Source organism: Vreelandella glaciei, from assembly GCF_013415125.1.
GTDB classification, from domain to species: domain Bacteria; phylum Pseudomonadota; class Gammaproteobacteria; order Pseudomonadales; family Halomonadaceae; genus Vreelandella; species Vreelandella glaciei.
Window position 1 is genome coordinate 83,046 of record NZ_JACCDE010000017.1, and the last position, 25,805, is coordinate 108,850.

The window sequence follows — 25,805 nt, forward strand, 5'->3', positions numbered from 1 at the left end:
GTCGTTTTACCGTTCTGTGGATTGGTTGAGTAGTATTTGTGAAGTGCTCTGGTTAATGACCTAGGAGAGTGATTATGTGTGGCATTGTTGCCGCCGTTGCCCAGCGCAACGTCCAAGAAATTCTATTAGAAGGTCTAAAACGCCTGGAGTATCGTGGCTATGACTCGGCCGGTATGACGGTGTTTAGCGATGGCGTGCTGACCCGCCGCCGGGCGCTCGGAAAAGTAGCGGCGCTCGCCGCGCAATTGGAAGCTTCCGCGCTACCGGGTTTTTCAGGCATTGCACACACCCGTTGGGCAACCCACGGCAAACCCTCTGAAGCCAATGCCCACCCGCATCATAGCGGCTCTCACATTGATGAAAACCAAGTGGCGGTGGTGCATAACGGGATTATTGAAAACTACGAGCATATAAAAGATAACTTGCAGCGCAGCGGCTACGCGTTTAACTCCGAAACCGATACCGAAGTGATTGCCCACTTACTCTCCGAAAAGCTGAACGATGGCCTCACCCTGTTTGACGCGACGCAACAGATCGTTAACGGCTTAGGTGGCGCTTATGCCTTGGGCGTGATGAGCGCTAAAGAACCAGGTGTGGTGGTCGGTGCCCGCCAGGGCAGCCCGCTGGTAGTTGGCGTGGGGATTAATGAAGCCTTTTTAGCCTCTGACCCGCTGGCACTACTGCCAGTGACGGATCGCTTTATTTATCTTGAAGAGGGCGACCTGGTTGAGCTACGCGAGCAGGGTGTTATTCGCATTGTGGATCGTCATGGTAACCACGTTGAGCGTCCTATTCAGACCTTTGAGCACGGTGACGGTGCTGCCAGCAAAGGCGAATACCGTCATTACATGCTCAAGGAAATATTTGAACAGCCGAAGGTGATCGAGGCAGCATTAGAAGGGCGGTTGAGTGCTCAAAGCGTGTTAGTGGAGAGCTTTGGCCCCGATGCTCTGGCGCTTTTCCAGCGTACCCGCCAAGTGCATATTATCGCCTGCGGCACAAGCTACCACGCCGGGCTGGTGGCGCGTTACTGGCTAGAGCGTTACGCCGGTGTACCGGTTCAGGTTGAAGTGGCCTCTGAGTACCGTTATCGCCACCCCGTCGTGCCCGAAGGTACGTTGTTTGTCAGCCTCTCCCAGTCGGGTGAAACTGCAGATACGCTGGCGGCGCTGCGTTTTGCAAAAACGCTGAACTATGTCGGGTCGTTGGCGATTTGCAACGTGCCCGGTAGCTCATTGGTGCGTGAGTCGGATATTACGCTGATGACACGCGCAGGTCCTGAAATTGGTGTGGCCTCCACCAAAGCCTTTACGACTCAGCTTGTGGCGTTAATGCTACTCACGCTTTCCGTGAGCAAAGCAAAAGGGCAGGCCGAATACCCAGATATCATCGCCGCACTGCGCACACTGCCCGAGGTGTGCCAACGGGTGCTGGCGCTGGACAGTCAGATCGAAGCGCTTTCCCAAGCATTTGCTGAAAAACATCATGCGCTATTTCTGGGGCGCGGTGCCCATTACCCAATTGCGCTGGAAGGGGCACTTAAGCTCAAAGAGATCTCCTATATTCATGCCGAAGCGTACCCCGCCGGGGAGTTAAAACACGGCCCGCTGGCGCTGGTGGACAGCGAAATGCCGGTGATTTCGGTCGCCCCCAATGACGACCTGCTGGAAAAGCTTAAATCCAACCTTCAGGAAGTCCGCGCCCGTGGTGGCCAGTTGTTCGTGTTTGCCGACGAAAGTGTGGGTATGGATCCCCAGGAAGATATCCGTGTACTCACACTTCCCCACGTGCATGAAGCGCTGGCGCCGCTGCTGTACACCCTGCCGCTACAGCTATTGAGTTACCACGTGGCCGTGCTCAAAGGTACGGATGTTGACCAGCCTCGCAATCTGGCTAAAAGTGTGACGGTGGAATGATTTAGGTGTCAGACTTTAGATTTAGTTAAGCCAATAAAAACGCTTTACAAGATGCGACAATTAGCCGCATCTTATGCACAGCCGTTGCGTTGCAGCATGTGGTTAGGGTGCTTATTATCGTGGCGGTCTTTCTCCCCCCTGATTGGATAACATCGCCATGAAACCACCAAACGTCCTCGCAACTCGGCATTACGCTAGCCGGGTCGCTTGGTTGTTGCTCGCCTGTACGCTTTTTGTCTTTCCTTCGCTCTCTTATGCCGCCGCTGGGCCCCTCGATCTTACTCTTTCGCTAACCGGTATCTCTTCTGTCGTGATCTTCGTGCTCGCCTATGCATTGGTGATGACTGAAGAGTTACTGCACATGCGTAAGTCTAAGCCTGTCTTGGTCGCTGCAGGCCTTATTTGGGCGCTCGTAGCCTGGGTTTATGTGCAAGCGGGCATGCCGGAAGAGGCGCAAACCGCCTTCCGTGAAACGCTGCTTGAATACGCCGAGCTGCTGCTATTTTTGCTGGTCGCGATGACCTATATCAACGCCATGGAAGAGCGCCGAGTATTCGATGCACTGCGCTCTTGGCTGGTGCGCAAAGGCTTTAGTTATCGCAGCCTATTCTGGATTACCGGCGTCATGGCGTTTGGTATTTCAGCGATCGCCAACAATATGACCACCGCCATGTTGATGTGTGCCGTGGTACTCAAAGTGGCTGAAGGTGATAAGAAATTTATCGGCCTTTGCTGCGTTAACGTGGTGGTGGCGTCTAACGCAGGCGGTGCCTTTAGCCCGTTTGGCGATATCACTACGTTGATGGTGTGGCAGGCGGGCCAAGTACCGTTTGAAGGCTTCTTCGCATTGTTGGTGCCGGCCGTGGTCAATTTCATGGTGCCTGCAGTGATCATGAATTTCTTTATTGTTAATCGTCAGCCTGCCTCGCTTAAAGAGAACGTTTGGCTCAAGCGCGGCGCACGGCGGATTATCGTGCTGTTTTTGATTACTGTGGCCATCTCCGTGCTGTGCCACTCGATCCTCTACTTACCACCTGCTATGGGCATGATGTTTGGTTTAGGCCTACTGCAGTTCTTTGGTTACTACTTGCGTCGCAGTCTGCCGCGTTCCTTGGAACGCAAGCGCGAGCGCTACTCTCGCCGCGGCGATTGGAAGAAGCTTGAACAGTTGGGTAGCGTGGTGCCGTTTGATATTTTCAGCCGTATTGCGCGCTCCGAGTGGGACACGCTGCTGTTCTTCTACGGGGTCGTGATGTGTGTCGGTGGCCTTGGCTTTATGGGCTACCTAAGCCTGCTTTCCGAAACGCTTTACGGTAGCTGGAACCCAGTGTGGGCTAACGTGGTGCTGGGGCTTATCTCGGCGGTTGTGGATAACATCCCGGTGATGTTCGCGGTACTTTCCATGGCCCCGGACATGACCGAGGGTAACTGGCTGTTGATTACGCTAACCGCAGGCGTGGGGGGCAGTTTGCTTTCGATGGGATCTGCTGCGGGCGTCGCCTTGATGGGGCAGGCGCGGGGGATCTATACCTTTGCCGTTCACCTTCGCTGGATGCCAGCCATTTTATTAGGCTATGCTGCTAGCATCGTTACCCACTTGTGGATTAACGCCTCAATGTTCTAGATAGAAAGCGCTCCTCAAATGCGAACGCCCTTCACCGAGAAATCGGTGAAGGGCGTTTCTATTTAACCTAAAGGCTAGCCATGCTGAAGCGTTATAGATCGTGACCGGTTACGACATGGCAGATGTCGGCAAAGCTTTTCGCCATCGGCACCGGATTGATCTCTTTGCCTACCGCCGTCTGTATATCGCTTGCTGAGATAATGCCGCGAATTCTAAGTTCGTGATTATCATTTTGCTCGGTGATCAACAGATGCTGGTCGGTAACGGCTTCCATTGATAGTACCAGGTCTTCGATGGTCAGCGATGCCAGTTGCGCGACAGGCATAGCGCTCAGCTTGTGCCATGGCGTCATGATCATTTCAGCGGTGACTTCTGCACGGGTCAGGTTACGCTGCTGCATGGCCAGGTTGATGCGCCGGGTACCGATTACTTCTTTCGACGTAATAACGCCGATACAGTGCGCTTGTTTATCCATGACGAACAACAGTCGTACACCGCCATGCCGCATCTTAAGGTGTGCCTCGTCGATAGGCGTGTCGGCTTCAACCGACTGCGGCATTACCTGGGAAAAGTCGGTAAGCACCGTCATGGCAGGACTGGTGGGCAACAGCCGCCGTGGGGCAGGCATCGCCAAAAGAGGGGTTGAGCCTAGTTGAACTAATGGCTTAGGTGAAAAAGTTACTTGGTTCATCGGGGGACCTCCATGTGGAGAAAAGAGTGAGCCGTGGGTATCTGGCTCGCAGTGTGCCTCCACAGTTGCATGCAATTCTTATCAGAACCTTAAGAGATCCATAAAACTCAGCTTAGGAAGCAAAGAAAAATTTATTGCTTTTCTGGACGTTGTAGAACAATACGTACGCGTAGCCCCCCGCTGGGCGCATCATCAAGTTGAAGAGTGCCGCCATGGCGAGTGACCAAACGCTCAACGATGGAAAGCCCTAACCCCGAACCCGCGCTGGGGCCTGAGCGCTGAAAGCGCTCGACCACTTTTTTGCGTTCATTGACCGGGATGCCGGGTCCCTGATCATCCACCATGAGCTGAAAGCCGTGTGGTGTCGTCGTCAGCGTGATGTTGATGGCGCTCTGGTTAGGCGAGTGCTGGATGGCATTACCGACCAGATTTTGTACCAAGGTTTCAATCGCGCCGGGCTCTTCTGTGATGGACCACTCCCCCTGCTCATCGGCGTTTAGCAGCAGTTGCTGCTGGCGTTCAGCGGCCAGTGGCGAAAGCTTGGCCAGGGTTTCCCGCACTTCACTGAGTAGGTTGGTGGCGCGGTACTCAGGTTGTGAATCTTCTTCAGGGTCCAGGCGCGCCAGCGTTAACAACTGGGTAACCAAGCGCGTGGCCCGGGCAACGCCGCCGCGCAGGTGGCTGAGCGCCTCCTGGCGATCTTCAAGATTATCGGCGGTCAGTGCGTTCTGGGCGTGTAGGTCAAGCACTGCTAAGGGGGTGCGTAACTCATGGGCGGCATCGGCAATAAAGCGCTTTTCGCGTACGCGCATGATGCGGATGCGCTCTAACAGCCGGTTAAGCGCGCCGGCGATGGTGTCCAACTCGTGGGGCAAGGGGCTAAGCGTCAAGGGCTGCAAATTGTGCGGGTCACGACTGCGAATCTGCTCGGCCATGCGGGATAACGGTGCCAGCCCCCAGCCAATCGACCACCATAGCAGCGCGGAGAGGAGCGGCAGGCCGATCAGGTCGGGCAGCAGCGTTCGGAGCGCTACCGCCCTGATTAGTTCCCCGCGGACGTCTTCGCGCTCGCTCACTACCACACGGTTTGATGAGTCCGGCACTTCAAGCACATATACCCGCCAATCGTGCTCGTCCACGGTCAGCGTCGAGTAGCCGATAGGCTGTTGGGCAAGGGGGGCTTCAGGGGCCGTGGCAGAGCGCAGCAGCAGTTGCTCGTTTTCCCACAACTGAAAGGCCAGTTTGCTTTCATAACGGTGGCCCGCAAAGCGCTTGTCGGACTGACGAGCGCGCTGCAAGGCGCTTTCCAGACTGTTTAGTAGCACATTGCGGTCAGTATCCGGCAGTGGTGCCTGTAACAACCCTTCCAGCAAGCGTGCATTCTGCGCCAGGCTGGCATCGTAAAGTTCTTCTATTTCATGGGCGGCATAACGGTAGCTGACAAAGCCGATTACCAGCATGCTTAGGCCAAATACCAGTAGCGCCAGCCCTAGGGTACGTTGGCGAATAGACGTCATATGTCATCCTTTGGCTTATCCATCACATAGCCAATGCCGCGCACCGTGCGGATAACGTCGGTGAATAGCTTGCGTCGTAAATGGTGGATATGGACCTCAATGGCATTGCTCTCGACATCCTCGTCCCAGCCGTAGACCAAGCGGGTCAAGGTATCGCGGGTAAACACCCGGCCCGGGTGGCTCATAAACTCTTGCAGTAGCGTCAACTCGCGCCGCGACAAGCTCACATCTTGGCCCTGATAGCTGACGTTAAAGGTGTGCGGGTCCAGGCGGATACCACGAAAGCTCAATATGCTGCTGATCTGGCCTTGGCTGCGGCGTAGCAAGGCGCGTAGTCGGGCTTTCAGCTCAGCCACTTCAAACGGTTTGGTTAAATAATCATCGGCGCCAGCATCCAGCCCCGCGATGCGGTCATCCACCGCGTCGCGGGCCGTCAGTACCAAAATGGGCACCTGACTGCCGTGGCGCCTGACAGCGTTTAATACCGCCATGCCATCCATGCGCGGCAGCCCTAAATCGAGAATCACCGCATCAAAGGGTTCCCCCTCTGTTAGCGCGTTTAGCGCGGTAGTGCCGTCGCTCAGATGATCCACCGTGTAGTGCTCGGGCTTTAAAGCCAAACGGATGCCTGAAGCTAGGCTTGGGTCATCCTCTACCAGCAAAATGCGCATAGGGCTCCTTCCTATTGAAGTTCTGACATCAACTGATGGATGTCGTCACGGCGGCCACTGTCAGCCAGTTCGCGACCAGGCCGAGGCGCTGCCATCAAGGCGCGCTCCAACGCTTGGCGTGCTTCTGCATCGCGACCCTGCTCATGTAAATAGTCGCCCCAGAAGTAGAGACTGTCGATCCCTTCGGGGTTAATCGCAAGAGCCCTTTGCAAATGCCACTCGGCTTTTTGTTCATCGCCAAAGCCGATCGGCCAGCCAGGTACCTGATAATAGAGCGCACCCAGGCTGGTATAGGCCGAACCATCCAGCGCCAGCGGGTTCAGTTCCAGCGCGGCTTCAAGCTCTTTTTTAGCCTGTTTTACCAGCCCCAGCGCGCTCAGCCCACCACTGGCACCTGCTTCTGTCGAGCGGATAATGCCGGCCCAGATATGCAGTTCGGCGGCGTCTGGGTAGCGTTCGACGAGCTGTTCAGCCTGGTCGCCTAAGCGGCTGAAGGCTGCCGCCTGTTCATCTGGCGGCAGCGTATAGTTAATTTCCGCCCAACGCTGCTGTAGTTCGGCAAGCGATGCGGCGACAGCCGCGCTATCCCCCTCACTGGCGATCCCCTGAAGGCTTATCAAGCCAATGGCGCTAGCCAATAGCGTGGTACGCAGCGTTTTGAAAGATAGTATGATCATAAGGAAGACTCCTTGGTGGCAACGAACCGGCGAATGACGGGCAGTTGACGTAACAGGGCCCGGTCAACAGCGCCTGGCCATAGCGTATTGAGGCGGGTAAAAAAACGTTCTGGCAGGCCAATTTGTAGTTCCTCACGCTGCTGTTCCACGGCATTGATAATGGCCAGGGCAACGGCGTCAGGAGTGTCGACGGTATTGCCCAGGGCCGCATTGAGTGCCTCGGTTTGTGGCGAGTTCATCGCGGTGCGGGTGGCCCGTGGGGCGATATACATCACCCGCACACGGGTATCGGCCAGTTCCCGGCGCAGTGCTTGGCTAAAACCGCGCAGGGCGAATTTGGTGGCGCAGTAAGTGACTTGGCCTGGGTAGCCCAGCCGCCCGAGCGTCGAACCAATGGTGATAATCGTCGCCTGGGGGCCAGCCATTAGCTGGGGAAGCAGCGCGCGGGTCAGTTGCAGGGTGGCGGTCAGATTAATCGCCACCAGCTGTTCGATATCGCTGTCACTGGCAGTATCAAAAAATCCCTGCTGATTACTGCCAGCGGTATTAATCAACATATTGCAGCCTGCCCCATGCGCAGCGCTGACTAAGCGGCTGCGATCACTGGCGTTGGTTAAATCAGCGCTAACGGCGGTGATGTGATTGGGAAAACGGTCGACTAACGAAGCCAGCGCGTCTTGTTGACGACCACTTACCAGCAGGTGCGCGCCCCGCTGCGCCAGCGCTTCGGCCAGGGCCATACCTATACCGCCGCTGGCGCCGGTGATTAAAATTCGCTGGCCCGGCCATCCGCCGGGCAGCCTATTTTTTCTCGGCCAAAGCAGGCTAGGCAAGCGCATGACTAAGTTCCTCCACCGCGCTGCCGCTCTGACAGCGGGCTTCGATGCCTCTAAACATGGCCCCGTACAGGCGGTAGAACATATTGGCGCTATCAATCACCACGGACAGATCGTCGGCACCTAGCTGATTGATCTGCTCTTCAAAAAAGGCCAAATGACCAATATCCAGGCTGCCGTGGGAGGTGAGGTAGCGCACGGCATTGTTAGGAAGCGAAAGACTCGCCTGTAAGCGCTCGGCGGCCTGGGTGGCAAGCGCGGTACTGGTGCCTTCCAGCACCTGCACCATGCCGAAAAATGCCACCGGGTTGCCGTGTTCTACGGCATCACGAATCCAGGCCACCATTAACCGAGTGGCGGGGTCTGGCAGGGCGGCAGCGGCGGTATCTGCATCCCCGCCCGCGGCGCGGATATCGTCCAGTATCCATTTTTCATGGCCGTGCTCCTCTTCGATGTACTCCACTAGCGCCGTGCGTAACCAGTCGAGCCGATCAGGCAGCCGTGCGCCGCAGGCCATCATTAGCGGCACGGTGAAACGAACGTGGTGATATGCCTGACCTAAAAAGGCGAGATACTCCTCTAGGGAGACATTGCCCGCCAGGGCGCGGTTGACGATAGGGGTGGTCAGTAGCCAGGTGCGTGCTTCCTGGGTAGCGTCTTGCAACTGTTGGTAAGCGGTCATGGTGTTACTCCTTTGGGTGTGTCAGTCACGACGGCCCTTAGCCAGTGGCCATAGGCGGCTAGCAGGGTGTCGCGGCGTAGGCGGCCGTTGGCCGTGAGTTGTTGGTTATGGGGCGTAAAGGGGGCGGCGCGCTGCCACTCATGCACTTGGGCGTAATCGGGTAGCGTGCGATTGACTGCATTGAGGGCCGTGTCTATTTGGGCGTTGGTAATATGGGGCGCGGCGGGGACGATCAACGCGCGGTTAGCGGGCAGGGCCTCGCCATACACCATGGCTTGGGCAATGGCAGGCTGCGTGCAGAGCTCGCCCTCTACCCATTGCGGGTTGACGTTACGGCCATAGGCGGTAATAAAGACGTCCCGCTGGCGGCCATTGAGCGCGATGGTGCCGTCTTGCCACTGGCCGGTATCCCCTGTGGCGTACCAATCGCCGCAAGGTGCTTCGCCGATATAACCCAGCATCAAGGCACCGCGAATATGCAGCTGGCCTTCGCGATCAATGCGGATCTGGGCATGGCGCAGTGGGCGTCCAACGCCGCAGCTTGGCTCGCCTGGGCGATTCAGACAGACCACCGAGGTGCCTTCGGATAAACCATAGCCTTCATAGACTGGCCATCCGCCACGCCGGGCGTGAGAGAGCAGTGTATTGGCCACCTGCGCGCCACCCACCGCCACAAAGCGCAGGCTATCTGGCGCCGTTGTGGACTCGCCGACCAACGCTTGAAGCAGTTGAGGCACCAAAATCATGCTGTGGGGTTGATAGCGCTCAATGGCATCAAGGGCGAGCCGAGCGTTAAAACCGCTGGCTCCCTGCCAGCCTAACGTGGCCATACCCGGTAAAATGCTGCAGGCACCCACCCATAGCGGCAGATAAAGCCCGCCGATATTTTCGAGCAGCGTTGAGAGGGGCAATATGGCTAAGTGGCGGCGTATATCAAGCGGTGCCACTACCTTCGCCAGGCTTTCAGTAACGGTTAATAGCGCCGTATTATCCAAACACACGCCCTTGGGGGTGCCGCTAGTGCCCGAGGTAAAGGTGATGCGCGTGGTGCCTGCGTGTAACGCAGGGGAATGATCAACCCGGCGCTGGGCAATGGCTGCGTCGTGGGTGGCTTTGAAGCCGAAGGCCTCGCCGCCATGCCCAATCCAGCTATCCAGGCCCGCCTGCTGAACCACGTGGCGGTGCTGCTGTTCACTGAAAAAACCGGGAATAGGCACTGCCACACACGTTTCGGCCATCAGGGCTAAATCCCATAACGCCCACTCCAGCCCATTATCCAGCGCTAGTGCGACGCGCCGGGCATTAACGTCACGTAAGCGCTGGCGCCGTTGGGCGACATGGTGAATGACGTCCGCATACGACAAATTCTGCTCGCCATCGGTAAGTGCGGTACGCTGTGGACTGTGCTGGGCATGATGGGCAAGTCGCACCATCAGCGCATTAGGCAAGGCGTGCATGCAGCACCTCTTCCCTGGCGATTTCAGTGAAGGCTGAGTGAGCCTGAAGCGTGTGCATGGCGCTGCGCAGATCACCGGCCATCACCCACGGGCGATGCTGGTAATAGCGCCCCCAGAGATGCGACGCTTCGCCCAGGCGGGTAGGATCGGCAGGGGTAATCGGTTGCGGTTCAAGCCCTAGGCGGCGCAGGCCGTTGGCGACTTCAGGCGTGGCCGTAAATAGCAGCCAAGCGATGCCTTCCGCCGCCAGTTGATGAGCCAGATAGATGAATAGCTGGCGCTGCAAGCCAGGGCGTAAACTGGCCAGGTTGCCAATTTCGGCAATATCCCGACGGGCAAGTGACTGCTGAAACCCATGGTTAATAACCTGTTCAGCCTTGCCATCCAGGTAGCGCTCCAGAAAGAGTGGCCCGCTGCTGGCAAGGCGCAGCCCCACCGCCGCTTGCGGTAGTCCCGCCTGCCACAGCCCAAACAGGCGGGGCAGAAAATGCTGAATATAAGCACTGTGTTGCTGGGCGAAGCGTTGCTGAATCAGTTGCTGAAGCATCGCTTTTTCCTGCCAATTGAGGGCTTCGTGCCAATCCAGTGTTGCCAGCGGAGTGGGGAGTGAACGTAGGCGAGCCATCGGGTGATCTCCATCGTGTTTTCCGACACTCTGGGCGGGTTTACTTAACGAAAACTTAAGCAGGGATAAATATTTATCGCTGTTTTGACCGAGCAATGGAGAGGTAACGCCCCTTGAGACCGTGCAGTGCCCCCTCACTACGTCGCGAGGCACTGCTGCAGTTGGCTGCTGCTCATGATTCTAAGCAGCAAACCGCCCTGAGCGGGGCGGTAAAGGCAATGTACGATCAGCCAGACGAACAGTGGGGCGGGTTATGGATAAGCCTTGACGCGGGACAGCTAACGGGCGCTATCTGGGTGCAACCCTTGCCGATGAACATGGCCCAGCTGTGGTTACCCAAGGCCGAAGGAGTACATGCCCGCGCGCTATTGAATAGCGCCCTTGAACTTGCCCAGCAGGCGGGTTTTAAGCAATATGCGCAACAGCGTTTATTAGCGTGGAAAGGGGGTGGCGAAAGGAGTGAAGCCCCCCACTAATGCCTAAATAGTCGTGATTGGTGGCATAGGCGCGCTTAGTAGCATTTTCTTGCGCTTTGCGTTGCCGTTATACTAGCTCTATACACGCGTCTTGGCGTCTCAGCGGTGCTTTTCACAGATTGGCGCTGCCGCGCGCAGGGGTTAAGGCAGAAGTTAAGAACAAACGGTTGATGACAATACTCAAGAGGTGGTGAGAGTGAAAGCAAAGCTGATCATGAGCGGGCTGGCGGCCCTCGGCTTCATGGCGGGCACTTCAGGTGCTTACGCTCAAGACGCCGCACGTGATGCGATTGCCGAGCGTTTAGCGCCGGTAGGGCAACTCTGTTTACAAGGCCAAGACTGTGGAACGGCGGCCGCGCCTGCAGGCGACAGCGCTAGCAGTGGCGGTGATATCGACGGGGAAGGTATTTACGGCAACGTCTGTAGCGCGTGTCACGCATCCGGCGCGGCGGGTGCGCCCATCCGTGGCGAGGAAGACGCCTGGGCGGCACGTACCGAACAAGGTTTTGCGACACTCGTAGATCATGCCATTAATGGTATTGGCGCGATGCCAGCGAAAGGCGGTAACGCCAGCCTTTCCGATGAAGAAGTAGAAGCGGCGGTAGCCTATATGGTTGAGCCGGTGATGGAAGTGCCTGAGTTAGGCGGTGGCGATGAAGCCGCCTCTGAAGAAGCAGCCACCGAAGAGACCGCCGCTGCGGAAGGTGATGCTGCCGCTGAAGAAGAGATGGCTGCTAACGACGACGCGGCGAGTGGCGGTAGCGACCTGGATGGCGCTGCGCTTTACGCAAGCGTTGGCTGTGCGGCGTGTCACGATAGCGGCGTTGCCGGTGCACCGACCAAAGGTGACTCAGAAGCCTGGGCGGCGCGTTTAGAAAAGGGTGCTGACGAGCTTTACGCCAGCGCGATCAACGGCATTGGCGCCATGCCTGCCAAAGGCGGTAACCCCAATCTGTCTGATGAAGAAGTGATGGCCGTCGTTGATTACTTAATGGCAGAAGCGCAATAAGGCGTCGCCAACCACTAGCGTTTAAGTAATTTATCCACAGGGCGTTTTAAACATTGTCCTGTGGATTATTTTTTGTCTGCCTAATGATCGATCACCCCAGCAGCGAGCGCAGCCCAGCAATCGCATCTTTGCCGCGGGCCTGTTTTTTCTCTGGGTCTTCTTTATCTGCACGACCTTCCCACTCCAGATCCTCGGCGGGCAGCTCTTCTAAAAAGCGGCTCGGCTGGCAGTCCATCAGCTCGCCGTAGGCTTTCCGCTGGCGGGCAAGTGTCAACGTCAGCGTACGCCGCGCCCGGGTAATCCCCACATAGGCCAAGCGCCGCTCCTCTTCCACGGTGCCTACTTCAATGGCGTTGCGGTGGGGCAACAGGTCTTCCTCAAGCCCCATCAAATACACATGCGGGAACTCCAGGCCCTTCGAGGCATGCATGGTGAGTAGTTGCACTCGGTCAGAGTCATCCTCTTCTGCCTGCTGCTCCAGAATATCGCGCAGTACCAAGCGTGAAATAGCCGCTTGAACGCCATCGGTTTCGGTATCAGAGGAGTCGGTACTCTCTTCCGGGTCGCGGTTAAGCGACTTCTCTAGCTGGTCGATCAAAATCCACACGTTGGCCATGCGCCGCTCGGCCACGGTAGGCGCGCTGGCGTTTTGATACAGCCAGGCTTCGTAATCCATATCTCGCAGCATATCGCGGATGGCGGCAATGGCGTCGCCTTGGTCCATGCGCTTACGCACGCCATCAATAAAGTGGGTAAAGCGGCTTAAGCGCTCTGTCGCTCGGGTTGGCAGTACTTGTTCCAGGCCAAGCTCGTGGCAGGCGGCAAACAGCGAAATTGAGCGCTCAGTGGCGTAGTTGGCGAGTTTTTCTACCGTTCCAGGGCCCACTTCACGGCGCGGTACGTTCACGATGCGTAAAAAGGCGTTATCGTCGGCGGGGTTAATTAACAGGCGCAGGTAAGCCATGGTGTCTTTAATCTCGTTGCGAGAGAAAAACGACGTGCCGCCGGAGAGTTTGTAAGGAATTTGGTAGTGCTGCAGCTTAAGCTCTAATAAGCGGGCCTGGAAATTACCGCGATAAAGCACCGCAAAGTCGCGCCACTCGGCCTTTTCCTTGATACGCCGGGTGAGCATTTCGCTGGCGACCCGCTCGGACTCTGCCTCTTCATGCCGATTCACGATTACCCGAATGGGCGCGCCGTCGCCCATATCGGACCACAGCGTTTTCTCATAAACGTGGGGGTTATTGGCGATCAGCGTATTGGCGGCGCGCAGTATCGTGGCGGTAGAGCGGTAGTTTTGTTCGAGCTTGATGACTTTTAGGCGCGGGAAATCTTCCCCCAGGGTAATCAGGTTTTCAGGCCGAGCGCCGCGCCAAGCGTAGATCGATTGGTCATCGTCGCCCACCACGGTAAAGGTGGAACGCTCCGCCATTAACAGTTTCACCAGCAGGTACTGGGAAACGTTGGTGTCCTGATACTCATCCACCAGCATGTAGTGGATTTTGCGCCGCCAGCGCTCGAGCGCTTCCGGATCGTTCTTGAGCAGTACCACCGGCAGCAGAATCAGATCGTCGAAATCCACCGCGTTGTAGGCTTTTAAATGGCGAACGTAGGCTTCATACACCCGGGCGGCAAAGTGCTCATCGTCGTCGGCGGCAAACGAGAGCGCATCGCTGGGCAGTACCAAGTCATTCTTCCAGGTGGAAATTTTGCTCTGCACGGCGTTGATCTGCTCGGCGTCCACCTGGGCGTCTTTGTTCATCAAATCGCGCAACAGCGCCTTGGCGTCTTCTGGGTCAAAGAGCGAAAAACCCGGCTTGTAGCCCAGGGTTTTAAGCTCGCCGCGGATAATATTCAGCCCCAGGGTGTGGAAGGTAGAGACCGTTAACCCGTGACCCTCTTTGCCGTGAAGCATCTGGCCGACGCGCTCTTTCATCTCCCGGGCGGCTTTATTGGTAAAGGTCACCGCGGCAATCTTGCGCGCGCTCATGCCGCATTCTTGCACCAAATAGGCAATCTTGGTGGTGATCACGCTGGTTTTGCCGGAACCTGCGCCCGCCAGGACCAGGCAGGGACCATCGATATAACGCACCGCTTCCTGCTGGCGCGGGTTTAGCCCTTTAATGCGGCTAAGAATGCTCTTGGGCGTGGCAGGCGTCATGGGGTCGGTGGTCCTCTACGAGTGTTGCTAGGCGTTTTCGATTACAATCGGCGAATGATGATAAACAGGCAGGTGGAGATGTTTGAAGTAGCGCTTTTTGAACCGCGTATGGCGCCCAATACGGGCAATATCATGCGCTTGGTTGCCAACAATGGCTGCCGGTTACATCTGATTGAGCCACTTGGCTTCGACCTGGAAGAGAAAAAACTGCGCCGCGCCGGGCTGGATTATCGTGATCTCGATAACGTCACTCGCCACCCGGATTTTAACGCCTTTCAGCAGGCCATGCAGGGGCGGCGCATCTGGGCGATTACCACCAAAGGCACTCGCACCTACAGCGATGCCGACTTTGCCCCGGGCGATGTGCTGCTGTTTGGCTCTGAAACCGCTGGGCTCTCGCCCCAGGTACACGAAGCGCTAACCGCTGAGCACAAACTGCGCCTGCCTATGCAGCCCAACAACCGTAGCCTGAACCTTTCCAACGCCGTGGCTATTGTGAGCTACGAAGCGTGGCGCCAGCAAGGTTTCACTGGCGCGCTACCGGTTTAATCAGCGCGTAATCCCATAGCGGTCACGATAAGCCCTGATCGCTTCGGCGTAGGCGAGCATTTCGCCACCGGCGTGCTCTTCAAGGTAAGTAAGCACTTGCTCAAGGGTGACGATGCTGATCACCGGCATAGCGTATTGAGCCTGTACTTCCTGAATCGCGCTCTGCTCGCCTTGGCCGCGCTCCTGCCGATCAAGGGCAATGATCACCCCGCCAGCGTGGGCACCGCTCTGATCAATCAACGTCATCACTTCGCGAATCGCGGTGCCCGCGGTAATCACGTCATCAATAATTAAAATATCGCCGGAAAGCGGCGCGCCAACGATATTGCCACCTTCACCGTGGGTTTTAGCCTCTTTGCGGTTGAAGGCGTAGGGCATATCAATATCATGATGGTCGGCCAGGGCTGCCGCGGTGACCGCTGCCAGCGGAATGCCCTTGTACGCTGGGCCAAACAACACATCGGCATTGATGCCGCTATCGACAATCGCTTGAGCGTAGAAACGCCCCAGCTTGGCCAACGCGCGCCCGGTTTGAAATAGCCCAGCGTTGAAAAAGTAAGGACTGACACGGCCAGATTTAAGCGTAAACTCGCCAAACTTAAGCACGCCTTGCTCAATGGCAAAGGCAATGAAATCGCGCTGGTAGGGTTGTAGAGTGGTAGCCACGGCGTTCCTCACTAGGCGGTAGGTTTAAATCGGCACGAAAGCAACAATAAAAGTAGGGTAAATGGCAAGTTTTAGTCGCTGCCTTTACCCAAACGTCTAAACGTCGGGTATCATACAGCAGCGACGCAAAAGGGACGATTTATGAAAATTGCCAGCATCAATGTCAATGGTATTCGTGATGCCGTCGATCGTGGCTTCCTGGACTGGCTGGCTCAGCAGGATGTCGACGTAGTCTGCGTGCAGAACATCAAGGCAAAAAGTTTTGAACTGGGTGACCACATTCTGTATCCGGAAGGCTATGAAGGCTACTTCCTGGATGCCGAAGAGGATGGTTTCTCCGGTGTGGCACTCTATTGCCGTAAAATTCCCAAGGCGATTATGTATGGCCTTGGGTTTCCTCAGTGCGATCATGAAGGACGTTTTCTGCAGGCGGATTATGAACGCTTCAGTATTGTCTCTTTCCTGATGCCTGATGGAAGTGACCAAAAAGCCAAACAGGCGTTTATGGAGCAGTACCAAGAGTACCTGACGAAGATGTCGCGCAAACGCCGCGAATACATCCTCTGCGGCACTTGGCATATTGCCCATAAAACCGTTGATTTGGCTAACTGGTCTGATAACCAGCTCACGTCGGGTTTTCGCCCGGAAGAGCGCGCCTGGATGGATCAGGTGCTTGGCCCCACCGGGTTTATCGACACCTTCCGCGAAATTAACCGCGATGCAGGCGAGTACACCTGGTGGCCGAAGCTTGACCAAGACGTGCCCCGTGAACGCCAGGAAGGCTGGCGGATCGACTACCAGTTAGTCGGCCCCAACTTCCGTCGCCACGTGGTCGACGCGTGGATTGATTACGATGCGACCTTCTCCGAGTTCGCACCGCTAATTGTTGAGTACGACCTAGCGCTCTAAGCGCTAGGCAACGAACTTTTCCCGCGTCGCCAACAGCAACAAGCCGACCCTTGGGTCGGCTTGTTGCGTTGTGGCGGGCGTTAATCCTTAGCCACGAATACCCAGCGCTTCGCGCTGATGGTCGCGAAGCGCATCTCCTGCCTTCTCGGCCAAATCGAGCATGGCGTTTAGCTCTGCACGGGTGAATGCACCCGCCTCGGCAGTGCCCTGCACTTCGATCAGCTCGCCGCTTTCGGTCATCACCACGTTCAGGTCAGTATCGGCTTTGCTGTCTTCCGGGTAGTCCAGATCCAGCACCGGCACGCCTTTATAAATACCCACGGAAATGGCGCTCACCAACTGCTTGAAAGGGTCGGCTTTGATCTTTTTCTCGCGCTGCAGGTAACGGATCGCATCGATCAGCGCCACGCAGCCACCGGTAATTGCTGCGGTACGGGTACCGCCATCCGCCTGAATGACATCGCAATCCACGGTAATGGTGAACTCACCCAGCTTCTTCAAGTTCACGGCTGCGCGCAGGCTGCGGCCAATCAAACGCTGAATTTCCAGGGTGCGGCCGCCTTGCTTGCCGCGAGTCGCTTCACGGCCACTACGGGTGTGGGTCGCGCGGGGCAGCATGCCGTACTCAGCGGTAACCCAACCCTGATTCTTACCGCGCAGCCAGCGCGGTACACCGGCTTCTACGCTGGCATTACACAGCACTTTAGTGTCGCCAAACTCCACCAGCACAGAGCCTTCCGCATGACGGGTGTAATCGCGGGTCAGGCGAATATCGCGGAGCTGGTCGGCTTCGCGACCGCTGGGACGCACAACATCAGGACGCTTAGCGCTGCTCACAAATAGTACCTCTCAATAAACGCGTAACTAGTAAAAGCCCTCCATTGTACACGTCTGGGAGTGCGCTGATTGGCCTATCGGGTAGACTGTTGGCAATGCTTTATACACCGTTGTTCTCTATTAGGATGAAACATGGCCACTTCCAGCCGCGTACACAGCATGACCGCTTTCGCACGCACCGAGCAGGCAGCTCCTTTCGGCACCCTGCAGGTGGAAATTCGCTCGGTGAATCAGCGTTACTTAGAGCCCCATTTCCGCCTGCCCGAAAGCCTGCGTGATTTAGAGCCGGTACTGCGCGAAGCGCTGCGCACCCGTTTAGCCCGTGGCAAAGTCGAGTGCAGTGTCCGGTTTGAGAGCGCCGAAACCGCTCAAGCCCCCGCCGTTAACAGCGCCCGCTTAGCCGCCATTGCTGATGCGCTAACCGCCATACAGCAGCAGGTACCCAGCGCCGTGCCGCCCACTACACTTGCGCTCCTCAACCAGCCTGGTGTGATGGAAACCCAGCACCTTGACCAAGAGGCCATCAAACTCGCCGCCAAAACCCTGTTCGACCAAGCGCTGGATGAACTGATCGACGCCCGCGCCCGTGAAGGCGAAAAGCTTGCCGAGATGATCACCACCCGCCTGACGGCGGTAAGCGAACAGGTCGCCACGGTGCGCAGCCTGCTGCCGCAGATTCTGGAGCGCCAGCGCGCCCAACTGCTGGAACGCCTGGAAGTCGCCAAAACCGAACTCGACCCGCAGCGCCTGGAAGCCGAACTGGTGCTGGTAGCGCAAAAAGCCGATGTGGATGAAGAGCTAGACCGCCTAACGGCGCATATCGAAGAAGTGAGCCACCAGCTCGCTCAGAAAGGTCCCAAAGGCCGTCGCCTGGATTTCCTGATGCAGGAGCTCAACCGCGAAGCCAACACGCTCTCGTCAAAATCCGTGGTGGCTGAGACGACTCGTTGTGCGGTGGAGCTGAAGGTGTTGATCGAGCAGATGCGGGAGCAAATCCAAAATATTGAGTAATAATAGTTGAAACTATAGTTTCTAAATATTCTATTTTTTTAAGTTATAGTTTCACATAATCGCGGATGCGATTAGCTGCTGCTCTTGCCGGTGGATACCTATTTCATTGGCATAGTGATGCCAACGGCATGTTACTTTTTGGAGCTGATCAAGAATTAGCCGTGCCTCACTTGTTGGCAACTGAAAATAGGGTGCAACTTCCAGCGCTAAATCCAAATCCAGCGCATTAGAGTACTCGTCGATATTTAAATGGAGCCCTGCTGCCCCTAGCGAGATATTGAGATCGTAAGCGGGCGAGAGTCGCCAGCCGCTACTATTTTCTGACAATAAGAAACCATGGTTGCGCAGATGATCATCAGCGTTTGAGACGAGTATGTTGAAGACCATTCTGCGCCAAAGCTGGTGCAGATCCTGCTGAGTATTGGCTCCTTGCTCTATAAGAAATTGGGCCAGCTCAAGATAACTCGCGCCTGCACCGCCATCGTAATAACCCAACTGAGTCATCGCTGAGCTAAAGTGCCGACGTAAGCTGCCAACACGGTCAAAGCGCTGAGTTAGAAAGGTATGGTGAGTGCTATTGAACCGCTGAAGTCGGCATGGCGCCATTTCGATGCCCGCATCCACTGCCATGCGATAAAGCAAATATTCCCATGCGCCTATATCGTAATCGTCATACCGGCTGGGAAATTTTGCTAGCCAAAGATCATCGCCACCCATGACACAGGCTTTTGGCCTCGCCCCTCCCAACGATGAGCCGGGTGAAATCAGCATATTCAACCACTTTAGATAATCAGGGCTATCCAAATCAGGCTGTAGCTCTATTTGGCTGACCGCAAACTCCAATTCTCTCAGGCTGGATAATGGCGGGGCAGCCAGCTGCTGATTGTTATCGAGAAAAGGGCCATCTTCTTGCAACTTAAAGCGCAACCCGCCCATGCGAAACGTATCGTGCACACCCAGGAGATAGTCGGATTCGTTGAGTTTTACTAAACGCCTACCCTCTTGCCTAGCCAAAACCGCTTCACGCCGCTGCATGAGCAGGCGCCCCCATCTATCGGGGCAAGAATCAAGGAACACCCGGAAGTTGCGCGCGTCATTATTGAACTGATCCCCCGAAAACAGCTGCAACTCAGGGTCAATCTGCACCGCAAGCGGAGAGTCGAGCCATGTCTTTGCGTAGGCGAAGCGGTAGACTTCGCTGCCCCGAACAAGGTCGACTTCTAGCCTCCCAACTAGCTCAGGTGGCTTCGTAGCAAGCCAATCAGCATAGACCCATATCGATTTACTCATGATCAACGCCTGCCTTCGGTGGTAGGGCGATAAACCACAGAGCTAGCGTGTTTCGACTTAATAGTGGCCTTATTAGACGTTTTTAGCAGCTCGATATCTTGCAGCTTGCGCCCAAACTCATCGTCTAATGCTACGTTCGCTAAATCGTTAGCAAGGCCAAGCGACGATAACACCACCAGGTAATGGCCCATTGAGACGCTAGGCTCGCCACGCAGAATATTGCGCAGCGTCGGCATAGAGAGCCCCGTGCGCTCTGATAGCTGGGTTTGGGTGATTTTACGGCGCTTCATGGCAAGCAAGATGTTCTCGCCCAGCGCTTTTAACACCTTGAGATCCTTGGGGAACACAACCGCTGAACGAGATGGCATAAAGCTATACCTTCATTTTAAAGTTAATTATGAAAGTATAGTTTCATAATGTGCAAGTGTCACGATGCTTTTCGGCGCGATAGCGCAACTTACAGTCGTGTTGGAAAGTTTCGGTAGTCTCGGTGATGCCCTCACTTTCGAGCATAGCAAGTTTATGATGCGCGGTGCCCAGCCTTGCACATTATGTTGCGGCAAGGGAAAGTAAGAGCTGTCTTATTGCAACGGGTAGGGGAATAGGGTGACGACTGAGAACATCACGAACTACCATGCCAAGTACTTTGCTTATGAGCTAACTCGCCAGCGGCGAGGTGGTGATGTCGATAGATTGGCAACATCTCTATTTGATGCTTCCGTCGACCTTAATCCCCATCAAATTGATGCCGCCCTCTTTGCGTTACAAAATCCGTTATCAAAAGGCGTTTTACTGGCGGATGAAGTGGGTCTTGGTAAAACCATTGAGGCAGCCCTGGTTATATGCCAGTACTGGGCAGAGCGTCGGCGTCGTTTAATAGTGATTGCGCCAGCCGCGCTACGAAAACAGTGGGCGAATGAACTATCCGAGAAGTTCCACCTGCCTACCCAGGTGCTTGATGCTCGTACCTACAAGCAGCAGCGTGACCAAGGGATATACGATCCTTTAGATCAAGATGTCATCAGTGTGATGTCATACCATTTTGCTGCCAAAATGGAGCCCCAGCTGCGCACCATACCGTGGGATCTCGTCGTCATTGACGAAGCTCACAAACTGCGCAATGCCCACCGTGAAAGTCATCGCACCGGACAGGCTATTAAGCGAACGTTTGCAGGTTGCCGTAAGCTGTTACTCACGGCGACCCCGCTTCAAAACTCATTGATTGAGCTATATGGTCTATCGACCGTAATTGATGAACAGCTGTTCGGGGATGCAATCAGTTTTCGACGTCAATTCATGCGTAATGGTAACGACATTGAGGGGCTGCGCCGTCGCCTTGACGAGTTTGCCAAGCGTACTCTAAGGCGTCAGGTATTAGAGTACGTCCAGTATACTCACCGAAAGGCACTAACGATTCCATTTACACCCTCACCTGATGAGCAGCGGCTCTATCACTTGGTATCAGGTTATCTGGCACGCGAAGACAGCTATGGCGTGCCATCCCGCCAGCGTCACTTGGTCTCGCTGGTCATTCGAAAATTGCTAGCATCATCCACCACCGCCATTATCCAGACCCTAGAAACACTAAAGGAGCGTTTAGAATCGCTCCACAATCAGCATCAAGTTGAGCAAGACTGGCTTGCAACGTTGCTAGCCGATGAATCACTTGATGAAGAGCTGTTGGAATCAGCCGATACCGACGAGGTTGGAGAAGTTAATGCGCAGTATTTGATAGAGCAGGAGATCAATCCAACCCGGTTACAGGGCGAAATCGCTGAAATAGAGCAGTATCTGAGCTTGGCTAAAGGCATCCATGAAGATGCTAAATCCCATGCGTTAGTTACCGCCCTTGAAACGGGTTTCGCCCGTATGGATGAGATGGGAGCACCACGCAAAGCGGTGATTTTCACCGAATCGCGGCGTACGCTTGAGTATTTAAGTCGCTTCCTCGAACGCCATGGCTTTGCTGATCAAGTAGTCACTTTTAGCGGCACCAACAACAGCCCGGGGATAACGGGAATTTACCAGCGTTGGCTAACTGAGCATTCAGGCAGCGATCACATTACAGGCAGCCCTGCTATCGACCGGCGCTCTGCCATCATTGACCATTTCCGTGATAGTGCGCAGATTTTAGTGGCGACTGAGGCTGCCGCCGAAGGGGTCAACCTCCAATTCTGTAATCTAGTGGTCAACTACGATCTTCCCTGGAATCCTCAGCGGGTAGAACAACGTATTGGTCGCTGCCACCGTTACGGGCAGCAGTTTGATGTGGTGGTCGTTAACTTCTTAAATCAGCGTAATGAGGCTGATAAACGCGTTTTAGAGCTATTAAGCGAGAAGTTCCAGCTGTTCGATGGATTGTTCGGCGCTTCCGATGACATTCTTGGCCGATTGGAATCCGGGGTGGACATCGAGAAACGCATTGCTGAAATCTATGCTACCTGCCGCACACCTGATGCTATTGAGGCGGCCTTTGTAGCGCTACGTGAGAAATTAGAGGCCGATATTGATGTCCGCATGCGTGAGACCGAGAGCAAGTTACTTGAGCACTTCGACGAGCAGATTCACGATTTGTTACGAATCCAACGCGACAAAGCTAAGGCTCAGCTTGATCGCACCGGTAAACTTTTTTGGAAACTTACCCGGCACAGCTTAGCCAATCAGGCCGTCTTCAGTGACTGTCACCTAACCTTTCAGCTAAAAGAATCGCCACTAAGTAGTGTACCAACGGGTGAATACTGGTTGATTCGCAAAGAGAAGGGCATTAAACCACCTGAACATGCCCACATCTATCGGCTCACCCATCCACTGGGTGAGCATGTATTGGATCATGGGCGCCGCCAGGAGACACCTACGGTTACGCTTCGCTTTCAGCTGGCAGATCACCCACTTCGCATATCCGTACTTGAACAACTGCCGACCCAAAGCGGCTGGTTGGAGCTAAACCTGCTTGAACTCGATAGCTTCCAACATGAAGAGCACTTGGTATTCACTGGCCTCGCCGACGATGGCACACGTCTTGATCAAGAAGCATGTGAACGGCTGTTCAATATTTCAGCTTTGGTGGAGAAGCAAGCGCCTGAACCTCCAGCAGATTTGGCTCCGCTGGCTAAAAGGCAGTTGGATGCCACCCTTAGTCGCGTTCTAGAAGAGAACCACGGCTATTTTCAGCGCGAACGTGACAAACTAGAGGCTTGGGCTGAAGACCAAGTTGCCTCCAGCGAGGCACAACTGGAAGATACGCGGGCTAAGATCAAAGACGCCAAGCGGCGTTCGCGGATCGCCGAGTCCTTGGAAGAGCAAAAAGCCGCCCAAGAGGTGCTTAAGTCGTTTGAACGACAACAGCGGCGGGATCGACAGTTAATTTTCGATGTGCAAGATGAGATTGAAGAGAAACGCGACGCGCTCATTGATGCTCTGGAGCGACAAATGCATCGTAAAAGCCAGACTCACCGGCTGTTCCGGGTTCGCTGGGAACTGGCGTAAACGCTAACCACCATCGCATGACGCAAGCCGCGAGGGTCGGTATCATCTGTGCAACTTAATATTGAGGGCTGAACAGCATGTTCAGCCCCGTTTGTGCGTAATTTACTGTTGCAAAAGGCTGTTTCAAAACGTCTTGCGCACGTAGCTAATGGGAAAGATCAATGGCTGTAGCAATTGCCGAGACTCACAAGGAACGCTTTATCAAGCTGCTGCATGAGCTGTTCCAGCTTGATAAGCCAGAGTTGGATTTCGGGCTGTATCGCATCATGCATGCCAAAAGCGACCAACTCTCCCGCTTTATCCGTGAAGACTTAGCCCAGGCGATTGAAGATGCCTTCGCCGAGCAGGGCGAGCAGCAACTATCAGCGATGCGTCATGACATTGATGAGAAGCGTAAACAAGCCGAAGAACTAGGTGCTCCAGATCCGGATAGTGCCCCTGCTGTGAAACAGGCCAGGGCGGCTTATCATGTGGCTAAACAGGAGCAGAGTGCCTCGGTAGATATCTACGACCACCTCTATCGCTTCTTCTCACGCTACTACGATAAAGGCGACTTTATGAGTCGCCGTCACCATGTGGCGGAAAATGACAGCCGTGCGGCCCCCTACGCAGTGCCCTACGATGGCCGTGAGGTTTACCTTCACTGGGCCAACAAAGATCAGTACTACGTAAAATCTTCCGAAACCTTAGCCAATTTTACCTTCAACCTAAACGAAGCGTTAAAGACGCTGCAAGGCTCCGCGGCCCAAGCAGGGTTGGCATTTGATTCGACAGACGCTGCCCTCAAAGTACACTGCCGCGTCGTAGATGCCACAGAAGGCGAACATAGCGATGTAAAAGAGAGTACTGAGCGCTTCTTTATTATCCACCATGACAAACCCATTCGCCTGGATGGCGCCGATCTCTTGCTGCAGTTTGAATACCGTCCGGATCCAGAGAAGACAGGGCAGGGTGGCGCTTGGCAGAAGAAGCGGCTGGTGGAAGCAGAAGAGCGCATTATGGAGGCACTGCGCGCCACCGATGGTGTCGCTGCTTACCGAGACGGCTTGGCGACCCGTGCACCCACCGACAAGCAGAAAGAGCGCACGTTGCTGGGCAAGTATCTGCAGCAGTACACAGCCCGCAACACGATGGATTACTTTATCCACAAAGACCTGGGCGGTTTTCTTTCCCGTGAGCTGGATTTCTATATTAAAAATGAAATTCTGCGCTTGGATGATATCGACAATGCAGAAGTATTAATCGTTGAACAGCAGCTTAAAAAGATCCAAGTGCTTCGTAAGCTGGCTAAAAAAATTATTGCTTTCCTGGCACAGCTAGAGAATTTTCAGAAGAAGCTTTGGTTGAAGAAGAAGTTTGTCACTGATAAAAGTTATTGTATCACTATTGATCGATTGAAAAGCGAGGAAGTTATTCGTTCAGTAATCACTAACAAAAAACAGCAGAAGCAGTGGGCCGAGCTATATTCCTTGAATTTGGATGAGTTTCAAAAAGATTATCATGAGACTGATATTAAAATTTTTCTTGCTAAGAAAAATTACCGTTATTTAATGGCGGATACTTCTATTTTGCCTCAGGTTTTGGCAGAAGAAGTCGCTTCTTATTGCGTTGGGTATCTCGATGGAATTTTTATAGAAGCTGACTCTTTTCATGGCTGTAGAACTATAAAAAATAAATACGAAATTTCTATTGATAAGATTTATATAGATCCACCTTATAATACAGGAAGTGATGGGTTTGTTTATAAAGATGGATATAAACACTCTTCTTGGTTGTCAATGATCGATGATAGAATAAGATCTCATGCTGCTTTGATGAAAAAAGATGCAATTTTTTCATCGAGTATTGATAAAGATGAAAATAGGAACCTTCTTCCGCTGCTTTTTGATATTTTTGGTGAGAATGGATTTGTAGAAGAATGCGTTTGGCAAAAATCTTATGGCGGAGGTTCAAAAACAAAACATATAAATAATCTCCATGAATATGTTCATGTTTTTTCGCTAAACAAAAGCGATTTGCCATATTTAGAGTTGCCTCCTTCAGGTGATGTTGAAAAGTATTATAAGTATAAAGATGAGAAGTTCTCAGTAAGAGGCCCTTATAGGCTTCAACCTTTGAATACTAATAGTAACGATTTTAGGTCAAATTTGACTTTTCCTATCCCTGTTTATGGAAAGCTATCTAAGGAAGACCTAAATAAAATTAATGACAATGAAGTGGTGCTCGAAAGGGAGAGGACAGGAGAATGGGGGTTTTATTATAAAGATGGTGGTCAATTTATAGTTGAATGCGCTTTTCCGAAGCGGCAGTGGCAGTGGAGCTGGGATAGAGTTAAAACATCGCTTCGAAATAACGAGCTTCAATTCGATGAACAAAATGGGGGATGGGTTGTAAGTTATAAACAATATCTCTGTGATGAAGGGGGGGAGCAACGAGGAAGTAAGCCGAGTAGTATTTATATCGGCCCTTATACCCAAACGGGAACTTCAGAGGTGCGCTCTATTTTTGGTGAAGATGTGACAAAGTTTCCTAAGCCAACTGGTATGATAGAAAAATTCTTGGGTATAAATTATAAAAAAAAGAATGACATTGTACTCCTGGATTCATAGAATAAGCGCAGCACTTTGGATCACAAGGTAGAGGCAGGAGGGCCAGCGCCGGTACCCTCTCTGCCTTACCTACCAAAGTGAAGCAGAGCATGGGATACCGACAACT

Annotated in this window: 22 protein-coding genes; 9 read left to right on the forward strand and 13 right to left on the reverse strand. The window is 54.3% G+C overall.

What is annotated here, in order from left to right; genetic code table 11:
• Positions 1 to 74 precede the first annotated feature (74 nt).
• Together glmS and nhaD are read left to right on the forward strand one after the other, a co-directional pair.
• Complete coding sequence (gene glmS, locus HZS80_RS12755; RefSeq protein WP_035556297.1) at positions 75 to 1,916, forward strand: glutamine--fructose-6-phosphate transaminase (isomerizing); 1,842 nt, start codon at positions 75 to 77, stop codon at positions 1,914 to 1,916.
• 157 nt (positions 1,917 to 2,073) lie between these two features.
• Entirely contained in the window at positions 2,074 to 3,540 is a 1,467-nt protein-coding gene (gene nhaD, locus HZS80_RS12760; protein ID WP_179916289.1) for a sodium:proton antiporter NhaD, read from the forward strand.
• 91 nt (positions 3,541 to 3,631) lie between these two features.
• Here the strand turns inward: nhaD and HZS80_RS12765 are convergent, their stop codons facing one another.
• The 8 genes from HZS80_RS12765 to HZS80_RS12800 form a co-directional block, all read right to left on the reverse strand.
• Positions 3,632 to 4,231, reverse strand: a complete 600-nt coding sequence (locus HZS80_RS12765) for a CBS domain-containing protein (RefSeq protein ID WP_008959062.1) — start codon at positions 4,229 to 4,231, stop codon at positions 3,632 to 3,634.
• Between the two features lie 131 nt (positions 4,232 to 4,362).
• Entirely contained in the window at positions 4,363 to 5,748 is a 1,386-nt protein-coding gene (locus tag HZS80_RS12770; protein ID WP_179916290.1) for an ATP-binding protein, read from the reverse strand.
• On the reverse strand, positions 5,745 to 6,419 hold the full coding sequence (locus HZS80_RS12775; RefSeq protein WP_035556291.1) for a response regulator transcription factor: 675 nt from the start codon (positions 6,417 to 6,419) through the stop codon (positions 5,745 to 5,747). Before HZS80_RS12775 ends, HZS80_RS12770 begins: the two co-directional genes overlap by 4 nt.
• 11 nt (positions 6,420 to 6,430) lie before the next feature.
• Positions 6,431 to 7,096: a tetratricopeptide repeat protein gene (locus HZS80_RS12780; RefSeq protein WP_179916291.1), complete on the reverse strand. Its 666-nt coding sequence runs from the start codon at positions 7,094 to 7,096 to the stop codon at positions 6,431 to 6,433.
• Positions 7,093 to 7,935 carry an SDR family oxidoreductase gene (locus HZS80_RS12785; RefSeq protein WP_179916292.1) on the reverse strand — a complete coding sequence of 281 codons (843 nt, stop codon included), beginning with the start codon at positions 7,933 to 7,935 and terminating at the stop codon, positions 7,093 to 7,095. The genes HZS80_RS12780 and HZS80_RS12785 overlap by 4 nt, the downstream gene beginning before the upstream one ends.
• Complete coding sequence (locus tag HZS80_RS12790; RefSeq protein ID WP_179916293.1) at positions 7,922 to 8,614, reverse strand: iron-containing redox enzyme family protein; 693 nt, start codon at positions 8,612 to 8,614, stop codon at positions 7,922 to 7,924. The genes HZS80_RS12785 and HZS80_RS12790 overlap by 14 nt, the downstream gene beginning before the upstream one ends.
• Positions 8,611 to 10,071: an AMP-binding protein gene (locus tag HZS80_RS12795; RefSeq protein WP_179916294.1), complete on the reverse strand. Its 1,461-nt coding sequence runs from the start codon at positions 10,069 to 10,071 to the stop codon at positions 8,611 to 8,613. Before HZS80_RS12795 ends, HZS80_RS12790 begins: the two co-directional genes overlap by 4 nt.
• Positions 10,055 to 10,696, reverse strand: coding sequence for a thermostable hemolysin (locus tag HZS80_RS12800; RefSeq protein WP_035556285.1), 642 nt, complete (start codon positions 10,694 to 10,696; stop codon positions 10,055 to 10,057). Before HZS80_RS12800 ends, HZS80_RS12795 begins: the two co-directional genes overlap by 17 nt.
• 113 nt (positions 10,697 to 10,809) lie before the next feature.
• Here HZS80_RS12800 and HZS80_RS12805 point away from each other — a divergent pair, with 113 nt between their 5' ends.
• Positions 10,810 to 11,172, forward strand: a complete 363-nt coding sequence (locus HZS80_RS12805; RefSeq protein ID WP_179916295.1) for a hypothetical protein — start codon at positions 10,810 to 10,812, stop codon at positions 11,170 to 11,172.
• A gap of 196 nt (positions 11,173 to 11,368) precedes the next feature.
• Positions 11,369 to 12,181, forward strand: a complete 813-nt coding sequence (locus HZS80_RS12810) for a c-type cytochrome (RefSeq protein ID WP_179916296.1) — start codon at positions 11,369 to 11,371, stop codon at positions 12,179 to 12,181.
• Between the two features lie 91 nt (positions 12,182 to 12,272).
• Here the strand turns inward: HZS80_RS12810 and rep are convergent, their stop codons facing one another.
• Positions 12,273 to 14,342, reverse strand: a complete 2,070-nt coding sequence (rep, locus tag HZS80_RS12815) for a DNA helicase Rep (protein WP_035556279.1) — start codon at positions 14,340 to 14,342, stop codon at positions 12,273 to 12,275.
• Positions 14,343 to 14,420: 78 nt separating this feature from the next.
• On the opposite strand from rep, the gene HZS80_RS12820 reads away from it, so the two are divergent.
• Entirely contained in the window at positions 14,421 to 14,891 is a 471-nt protein-coding gene (locus HZS80_RS12820; protein ID WP_179916297.1) for a tRNA (cytidine(34)-2'-O)-methyltransferase, read from the forward strand.
• On the opposite strand, the gene pyrE is transcribed toward HZS80_RS12820, so the two are convergent.
• Entirely contained in the window at positions 14,892 to 15,557 is a 666-nt protein-coding gene (gene pyrE / locus HZS80_RS12825; protein WP_179916298.1) for an orotate phosphoribosyltransferase, read from the reverse strand.
• A gap of 141 nt (positions 15,558 to 15,698) precedes the next feature.
• Here pyrE and HZS80_RS12830 point away from each other — a divergent pair, with 141 nt between their 5' ends.
• Positions 15,699 to 16,466 carry an exodeoxyribonuclease III gene (locus HZS80_RS12830; RefSeq protein WP_009286323.1) on the forward strand — a complete coding sequence of 256 codons (768 nt, stop codon included), beginning with the start codon at positions 15,699 to 15,701 and terminating at the stop codon, positions 16,464 to 16,466.
• An 87-nt stretch (positions 16,467 to 16,553) separates the two neighbouring features.
• On the opposite strand, the gene rph is transcribed toward HZS80_RS12830, so the two are convergent.
• Positions 16,554 to 17,276, reverse strand: coding sequence for a ribonuclease PH (gene rph / locus HZS80_RS12835; RefSeq protein ID WP_179916306.1), 723 nt, complete (start codon positions 17,274 to 17,276; stop codon positions 16,554 to 16,556).
• Positions 17,277 to 17,435: 159 nt separating this feature from the next.
• On the opposite strand from rph, the gene HZS80_RS12840 reads away from it, so the two are divergent.
• Complete coding sequence (locus HZS80_RS12840; RefSeq protein ID WP_179916299.1) at positions 17,436 to 18,314, forward strand: YicC/YloC family endoribonuclease; 879 nt, start codon at positions 17,436 to 17,438, stop codon at positions 18,312 to 18,314.
• A 51-nt stretch (positions 18,315 to 18,365) separates the two neighbouring features.
• On the opposite strand, the gene HZS80_RS12845 is transcribed toward HZS80_RS12840, so the two are convergent.
• Both HZS80_RS12845 and HZS80_RS12850 read right to left on the reverse strand, forming a co-directional pair.
• Positions 18,366 to 19,604, reverse strand: coding sequence for a type II toxin-antitoxin system HipA family toxin (locus HZS80_RS12845; RefSeq protein WP_179916300.1), 1,239 nt, complete (start codon positions 19,602 to 19,604; stop codon positions 18,366 to 18,368).
• Positions 19,605 to 19,606: 2 nt separating this feature from the next.
• Positions 19,607 to 19,972: a helix-turn-helix domain-containing protein gene (locus tag HZS80_RS12850; RefSeq protein WP_179916301.1), complete on the reverse strand. Its 366-nt coding sequence runs from the start codon at positions 19,970 to 19,972 to the stop codon at positions 19,607 to 19,609.
• 238 nt (positions 19,973 to 20,210) lie between these two features.
• Here HZS80_RS12850 and HZS80_RS12855 point away from each other — a divergent pair, with 238 nt between their 5' ends.
• Complete coding sequence (locus HZS80_RS12855) at positions 20,211 to 23,090, forward strand: SNF2-related protein (protein ID WP_179916302.1); 2,880 nt, start codon at positions 20,211 to 20,213, stop codon at positions 23,088 to 23,090.
• A gap of 161 nt (positions 23,091 to 23,251) precedes the next feature.
• On the forward strand, positions 23,252 to 25,699 hold the full coding sequence (locus HZS80_RS12860) for a DNA methyltransferase (RefSeq protein WP_179916303.1): 2,448 nt from the start codon (positions 23,252 to 23,254) through the stop codon (positions 25,697 to 25,699).
• The last annotated feature ends 106 nt before the right edge of the window (positions 25,700 to 25,805 follow it).

Excerpts from the sequence above, each read along its gene's own strand:
- HZS80_RS12770 (WP_179916290.1), bottom strand. The coding sequence starts at position 5,748 with ATGACGTCTATTCGCCAACGTACCCTAGGGCTGGCGCTACTGGTATTT.
- HZS80_RS12790 (WP_179916293.1), bottom strand. The coding sequence starts at position 8,614 with ATGACCGCTTACCAACAGTTGCAAGACGCTACCCAGGAAGCACGCACC.
- nhaD (WP_179916289.1), top strand. The coding sequence starts at position 2,074 with ATGAAACCACCAAACGTCCTCGCAACTCGGCATTACGCTAGCCGGGTC.
- HZS80_RS12775 (WP_035556291.1), bottom strand. The coding sequence starts at position 6,419 with ATGCGCATTTTGCTGGTAGAGGATGACCCAAGCCTAGCTTCAGGCATC.
- HZS80_RS12845 (WP_179916300.1), bottom strand. The coding sequence starts at position 19,604 with ATGAGTAAATCGATATGGGTCTATGCTGATTGGCTTGCTACGAAGCCA.
- rep (WP_035556279.1), bottom strand. The coding sequence starts at position 14,342 with ATGACGCCTGCCACGCCCAAGAGCATTCTTAGCCGCATTAAAGGGCTA.
- glmS (WP_035556297.1), top strand. The coding sequence starts at position 75 with ATGTGTGGCATTGTTGCCGCCGTTGCCCAGCGCAACGTCCAAGAAATT.
- HZS80_RS12785 (WP_179916292.1), bottom strand. The coding sequence starts at position 7,935 with ATGCGCTTGCCTAGCCTGCTTTGGCCGAGAAAAAATAGGCTGCCCGGC.
- HZS80_RS12860 (WP_179916303.1), top strand. The coding sequence starts at position 23,252 with ATGGCTGTAGCAATTGCCGAGACTCACAAGGAACGCTTTATCAAGCTG.
- HZS80_RS12795 (WP_179916294.1), bottom strand. The coding sequence starts at position 10,071 with ATGCACGCCTTGCCTAATGCGCTGATGGTGCGACTTGCCCATCATGCC.
- HZS80_RS12820 (WP_179916297.1), top strand. The coding sequence starts at position 14,421 with ATGTTTGAAGTAGCGCTTTTTGAACCGCGTATGGCGCCCAATACGGGC.
- HZS80_RS12800 (WP_035556285.1), bottom strand. The coding sequence starts at position 10,696 with ATGGCTCGCCTACGTTCACTCCCCACTCCGCTGGCAACACTGGATTGG.
- HZS80_RS12780 (WP_179916291.1), bottom strand. The coding sequence starts at position 7,096 with ATGATCATACTATCTTTCAAAACGCTGCGTACCACGCTATTGGCTAGC.
- HZS80_RS12765 (WP_008959062.1), bottom strand. The coding sequence starts at position 4,231 with ATGAACCAAGTAACTTTTTCACCTAAGCCATTAGTTCAACTAGGCTCA.
- HZS80_RS12840 (WP_179916299.1), top strand. The coding sequence starts at position 17,436 with ATGGCCACTTCCAGCCGCGTACACAGCATGACCGCTTTCGCACGCACC.
- HZS80_RS12850 (WP_179916301.1), bottom strand. The coding sequence starts at position 19,972 with ATGCCATCTCGTTCAGCGGTTGTGTTCCCCAAGGATCTCAAGGTGTTA.
- HZS80_RS12830 (WP_009286323.1), top strand. The coding sequence starts at position 15,699 with ATGAAAATTGCCAGCATCAATGTCAATGGTATTCGTGATGCCGTCGAT.